The organism is Noviherbaspirillum denitrificans (assembly GCF_002211445.1).
Classification (GTDB): domain Bacteria; phylum Pseudomonadota; class Gammaproteobacteria; order Burkholderiales; family Burkholderiaceae_D; genus Noviherbaspirillum; species Noviherbaspirillum denitrificans.
This window is the reverse complement of the sequence record NZ_LSTO01000001.1, coordinates 3,326,849-3,332,283: the sequence shown is the minus strand read 5'-3', so window position 1 is coordinate 3,332,283 and position 5,435 is coordinate 3,326,849. Positions and strand designations below refer to the sequence as shown.

The following is a 5,435-nucleotide window of genomic DNA, read 5'->3' as shown; positions in this document are numbered from 1 at the left end:
TGGCGGTGGCGCGACAGCCGCGACCGGCTCCTGCCGTGGCGGCGTCGCGCAGGCGGCGAGCAGCGCGCACAGGGAGGCGGTGATGATGGGGTGGCGTTTGGTCATGGTTATTGTTGTTGGGTTCCCTGGCGGATGCGAGATCGAAGGCGCGTAGGTGGGTAGAGCGGAGCGAAACCCGCCAACGGACGTATCTCGAGCGCACGGTGGGTTTCGCTTCGCTCTACCTCGGCGGCCCCACCCACCCTACAGTCCTCTAGACATCACTAGCGCGGCTTGAGCGCTTCGGCAAATTCCGGGTGGCGGCCGATATAGCCGGCAATGAATTCGCAGCGGGCAACGATCTTGTGGCCGGCGGCAACGGCATCGTCCAGCGCCAGTTTCGCCAGCCTGGAGCCGTAGCCCTTGCCGTCGTGTCCCTTGCCCACTTCGGTGTGGGTGAACACGATGTCGTCGCCGTCGAGGCGGTATTCGGCAATGCCGACCACCTCGTCGTTGTCGATCAGCTCGTAACGGTGTTGATCGCTGTTATTCCTCAGGGTCGCACTATGCATGATTTTCCCGTCGTCAGTTTACGCCGGCATGCACGCCGGCATTTGTCCTGCATTGCGCAGACATTGTAGTGCAAGGGACTGGACGGTTCAGCGGGTCAGGGTTCGTCGCCGGCACTTGCGGCGTAGAACTTCCGGACGTCGCGCACATAGCGCTGCGTTTCGTTGAAGGGAGGCACACCGTTGTACTTGCGTACGTTGCCCGGTCCGGAATTGTAAGCAGCCAGCACTTCGTCGAAGGTGGCATGGGTGCCCATCAAATATTTCAGGTAGGCGGTGCCGGCATGGATATTGGTTTGCGGATCGAACAGCGACTGACCGCTCGACACGCCGACGAAACGTGCGGTCGCAGGCGTGACCTGCATCAGGCCGCGCGCGTTCTTCTTCGAGCGCGCCTTCGGGTTGTAGCGTGACTCCTTCTGGATCACTGCATGGATCAGGCTGGGTGGCACGCCATGCTGCAGCGATGCGTTGACGACCATGCGGTGGTAAGGCTTGGCCTCGCAGGCATGGCAGGTGGCGTTGTCGACGATGTCCTGGATCGACTCGCTGTAGTCGGTCGACGGCGCCATTGCCCTCGGGACGGCGGGACGCGTATAGCGGAAAGTGCGCGGTGCGACGCCAAAGGTGCCCCACTCGGCCAGCACATCCTGGGCGCGCACGCGCTTGTTGCGTGCCGATTGCGGTGCGGGCGGCGGATCCTGCGCGTCGGTGCCTTGCTGGACAAGCGGAAATGGTCCCGCGCATGCTGCGAGCACTGCGGTGAAAATGAAGATGGCAAACAGCCTTGCCGCTGTTGCCGCGCGCGCGGATGCATTGATGCTGCACATGATTCCTCCAATGGCAGCGGATGCATCCGGGCGAAGAAGATGATGAGAGCGCGCGGCAGCAGGACGCAGGCGGACGTAATCCACCCGGCAGCCCTGCTGTCATAGGCTCGTTGCCCTTAGACCAGTAGCTTTGCGTCCCCGCCTTTCGACGGGTTTGCCCAATCGGAATGTTTGCTGCCGGGGTCAGGATACGCCACCGGGTTACACGGCGGAAACGGCTGATGCATCTTGATACAAATAACGATGCGCAGCAGCCACGAAACGATGCTGCTTTTGCATGATCAGAGGTAAATTGACTTGCCTGTGTACGGCGGTGATACTAGCCCGACAATAATTTGCAGGAGCAACCGTGGTCAAACGAATCGCCATCAATACCGGCGGGGGCGACGCCCCGGGCCTCAACGCGGTCATCCGCGCCACCGTACTTGCCGCCATCAACCGCGGCTGGGAATGCTACGGCATCCGAGACGGCTTCAACGGCATCCTGGAACCGGCGCGCTACGCCGATGGCGGCGTGTTCCGGCTGACGCGCGACCGCGTGCGCGGCATTGCCCATTTGGGCGGCACCATCCTGGGCACCACCAACAAGGGCAATCCCTTGCATTACCCGGTGAAGATGCCCGACGGCTCGACGCAGGACACCGACCGCTCGGGCGAGATCCTCGACTACTTCAAACGCGAAAAGCTCGATGCACTGGTGTCCGTCGGCGGCGATGGATCGCTGACCATCGCGCATGCGCTGCACAAGATGGGCCTGCCGGTGGTCGGCGTGCCCAAGACCATCGACAACGACCTCGACAAGACCGTCACCACCTTCGGCTTCGATACCGCGGTGGCGTTTGCGACCGATTGCCTCGATCGCCTGCACAGCACCGCCGAGAGCCACCAGCGCGTGATGGTGGTGGAAGTGATGGGCCGCTATGCGGGATGGATCGCGCTGCATTCCGGCATCTCCGGCGGCGCGCACAGCATCCTCATCCCGGAAATTCCGTTCGACATCGAGAAGGTCGCGCAGAAGGTGCGCTGGCGCGACGGACTCGGCCGCATGTATTCGATCGTGGTGGTGGCCGAAGGCGCGGCGCCGGTCGATGGCGGACGGCTGGTGGCGGAAGCGGCGGCCACCGGTCACGCTGAACGGCTCGGCGGCATCGGCGAGCGTGTCGCGAAGGAATTGCAGGAGCGCACCGGCAAGGATGCGCGGGTGGTGGTGCTCGGCCACCTGCTGCGTGGCGGCAGCCCGACTTCCTTCGACCGCCTCGCGGCGCTGCGCTTCGGTGCGGCGGCAGTGCGCGCACTGGAGCAGGACATGTCGGGCGTGATGGTGTCGCTCGCTTTCCCCAACGTCGAATATGTCGCGCTGGAAGAAGTGGCGGGGCGCATGAAGGGCGTGCCGCTCGACAGCGACACCGTGCAGACGGCACGCGATATCGGCATCTGTCTGGGCGACTGAACATGAACAAGGACTACGCCGAATCCGAACCGCCGCGCGCGGAAGTCGACGCGCTCCCCGGCCCCACCGTCGTCGAATTCGGTGCGCCCTGGTGCGGCTTCTGCATCGGCGCGCAGCCGCTGATCGAACAAGCCTTCGCCGGTCATGACAGCGTGCGCCACATCAAGATCGAGGATGGCCCCGGGCGCAGTCTCGGACGCTCCTACCGCATCAAGCTGTGGCCGACGCTGGTCTTCCTGAAGGACGGCGTGGAAGTCGCGCGCCTCGTCCGCCCCTCCGACGCTGCTACCATCCGGCAAGCACTCGCGCAAATCGCTTGATCAAGCGCAAACGGCATCCCCTTTGATCTGGCGCAAACGGGACAGCGGAGCCATTCGCGGGCGCCGTCCTCTCACCAACTGACGCGTCACGCAACGCACAGCGCTGTACCTCCTCTCCGCATCCGGAAGGCCAAGGCCGACCGGCATGCCCTCCCCTGACATGCCCTTGCCTGCCCGCTTTGCGGGGGCTGGCCTTTTGCGGGCGCAACCTGTTTTGGAGCATCGCCATGAAGAACATGAAAAAACTTCCTTTGATCGTCCTGATCGGATCGCTGTCGGCCTGCGGCGGCAGCGACATACCGGGGCTCGCCGCCAGCGGCGGACCGGTCCTCTTGCAGGAAACTACCGTGGCCACCACGCCGGCCCCGGACGACAGCAAGGCATTCCTCGTGGCAGCCTACCAGGACGGCCTCGCGGAAATCGACCTTGCGCAGCTTGCCGTGCAACAGGCCACGAACGAGAACGTGAAGAAGTTCGCGCAGCGCATGATCGAGCACCACACCGCCATCAACAATCAGATCACCCAGCTGGCGCAACGCAAGAACGTGGCATTGCCGACCACGCCCTCCGCCGACCTGCAGGCGCAGCGCAATACCCTGTCCGCGCTTGCCGGCAATGCATTCGACCTCGCCTACATGCAGCAGAACGTCGCCGTCCATGAGAAGGATGCCGTTGCCGCGCGCCAGCAGGCGCGCCAGGGCACCGACGTGGACGTGAAGCGCCTGGCGAGGAGCGCCTTGCCGATCCTGGAAGTCCATCTCGCCGCCGCCGAGGAAACCGCTGCCCTGCTCTCGCCGGCCAGCTTCCTCGCAACCGCGTTCCGCGCAGGGCTGGCCGAGGTGCAGCTCTCGCAGCTTGCACTGCAGAAGGCCAGCAATGCCGAAGTGCGCGCCTTCGCGCAACGGATGGTCGACGAGCACACGCAGGCAAACGCGCAGATCACCTCGCTTGCACAGCAGGAAGGCACGACACTCCCGACAGCGCCGTCCGCCGAACAGCAGGCGGTTGCCACCGAGCTCTCCGGCTTTACCGGCCCGGACTTCGATGAAGCCTTCATGGATGCGAACGTGATCGCGCATGTGAAAACCGTGCGCCTGTTCCGCAGGCAGGCCCAGCAGGGACAGGATGCCGCGGTCAAGTCCTTCGCCGCGGGCAAACAGTCGACGCTCACCGGGCATCTGGTCGCCGCGATCGAGACCGATGGCGCGGTCACGCCGAGCTTCCCCTTCCTCGTGTTCCAGGATGGCGAGGCGGAGATCGCGCTCTCGCAACTCGCCCTGCAGCGAGCATCGAGCGCCGACGTGAAGACCTTCGCGCAAAGCATGATCGATGCGCACACTACCGCCAACGCCCAGCTCCAGGCACAGGCGCAGCAGGCGAACCGGCAGCTGCCCACCGACGTGGCGCCGGAACACTTGCTGGCGCTGGCGGCACTGCTGGACCGGCGCGGCCGGGAATTCGACCAGACCTACATGGAACTGGCCGCGGGCGTGCATGAGCGGGACGTGAAGGCGGCAACGGCGGCAACCCAGCAGACCGCCGATGCCTTCTCCAACAGCGTGGCGCAGGTGGCATTGCCCATACTGAACGATCACCTCGCACGCGCCCGCGCGCTGCGCGACCAGGTGGAGAACGCCCAGCAGTAACCAGGCCGCGAAGGCGCGCCGAAGCCGTGTAAGATTATCCGATGGATAATCTGAGTCACTCGGTCGCCGGCCTCGCAGCCGGCGAATTGCTGCACCGTTGCCTGCCGCAGGAAGAAGATGCGGCAAACCAGCGCACTCGCCGCCGCCTGCTGCTGTTCACCGCCTGGGCGGCGAGCAATTTTCCTGACCTCGACCTCGTGCTGACATCGGTGCTGCCCGCGCCGCTCGGCTACCTGATGCATCATCGCGGCCATACGCATACGCTGCTGTATGCGATCCCGCAGGGGCTGCTGCTGTGGGGGCTGATCGTCCTGCTGTGGCCCGGCGCGCGCCACCTGCTCGATGCCAGTGCCGCCGCGCGCAAGGGCTTCCTGGTCGCGCTGGCCGGCGGGCTGCTGCTGCACCTGTCGATGGACTTCCTCAATTCCTACGGCATCCATCCCTTCCATCCCTTCGACTCGCACTGGGTGTACGGGGACATGGTGTTCATCCTCGAGCCGGTGTTCTGGATCGCGTTCGGCGTGCCGGTGGCGATGATGGCGCCGCTTGCGCTGCGCATCGTGTTCCTCGCACTGCTGGCGGGCGCGCCGGCCTACTTCGCGTCGAAGGGATTCCTGCACTGGGGTTCGCTGGCGGCGCTG

Annotated in this window: 6 protein-coding genes and 1 riboswitch; of the genes, 4 read left to right on the top strand and 2 right to left on the bottom strand. The window is 64.9% G+C overall.

The genetic code is table 11. The features are described from left to right. Positions 1-263: 263 nt before the first annotated feature. Both AYR66_RS16090 and AYR66_RS16085 read right to left on the bottom strand, forming a co-directional pair. Positions 264-551: a GNAT family N-acetyltransferase gene (locus AYR66_RS16090; RefSeq protein ID WP_088708344.1), complete on the bottom strand. Its 288-nt coding sequence runs from the start codon at positions 549-551 to the stop codon at positions 264-266. 95 nt (positions 552-646) lie between these two features. Then, positions 647-1,378, bottom strand: a complete 732-nt coding sequence (locus tag AYR66_RS16085; RefSeq protein WP_088708343.1) for a lytic transglycosylase domain-containing protein — start codon at positions 1,376-1,378, stop codon at positions 647-649. 83 nt (positions 1,379-1,461) lie between these two features. After that, a riboswitch (cyclic di-GMP riboswitch) is annotated at positions 1,462-1,547 on the bottom strand. 180 nt (positions 1,548-1,727) lie between these two features. On the opposite strand from AYR66_RS16085, the gene AYR66_RS16080 reads away from it, so the two are divergent. The 4 genes from AYR66_RS16080 to AYR66_RS16065 form a co-directional block, all read left to right on the top strand. Continuing rightward, entirely contained in the window at positions 1,728-2,828 is a 1,101-nt protein-coding gene (locus tag AYR66_RS16080) for a 6-phosphofructokinase (protein WP_088708342.1), read from the top strand. Next, positions 2,825-3,148, top strand: coding sequence for a thioredoxin family protein (locus AYR66_RS16075; RefSeq protein ID WP_088708341.1), 324 nt, complete (start codon positions 2,825-2,827; stop codon positions 3,146-3,148). The genes AYR66_RS16080 and AYR66_RS16075 overlap by 4 nt, the downstream gene beginning before the upstream one ends. A gap of 227 nt (positions 3,149-3,375) precedes the next feature. Continuing rightward, positions 3,376-4,794: a DUF4142 domain-containing protein gene (locus tag AYR66_RS16070; protein ID WP_088708340.1), complete on the top strand. Its 1,419-nt coding sequence runs from the start codon at positions 3,376-3,378 to the stop codon at positions 4,792-4,794. A 41-nt stretch (positions 4,795-4,835) separates the two neighbouring features. Then, positions 4,836-5,435: metal-dependent hydrolase (locus tag AYR66_RS16065; RefSeq protein WP_141104255.1), on the top strand; the 600-nt coding region annotated here is incomplete at its 3' end.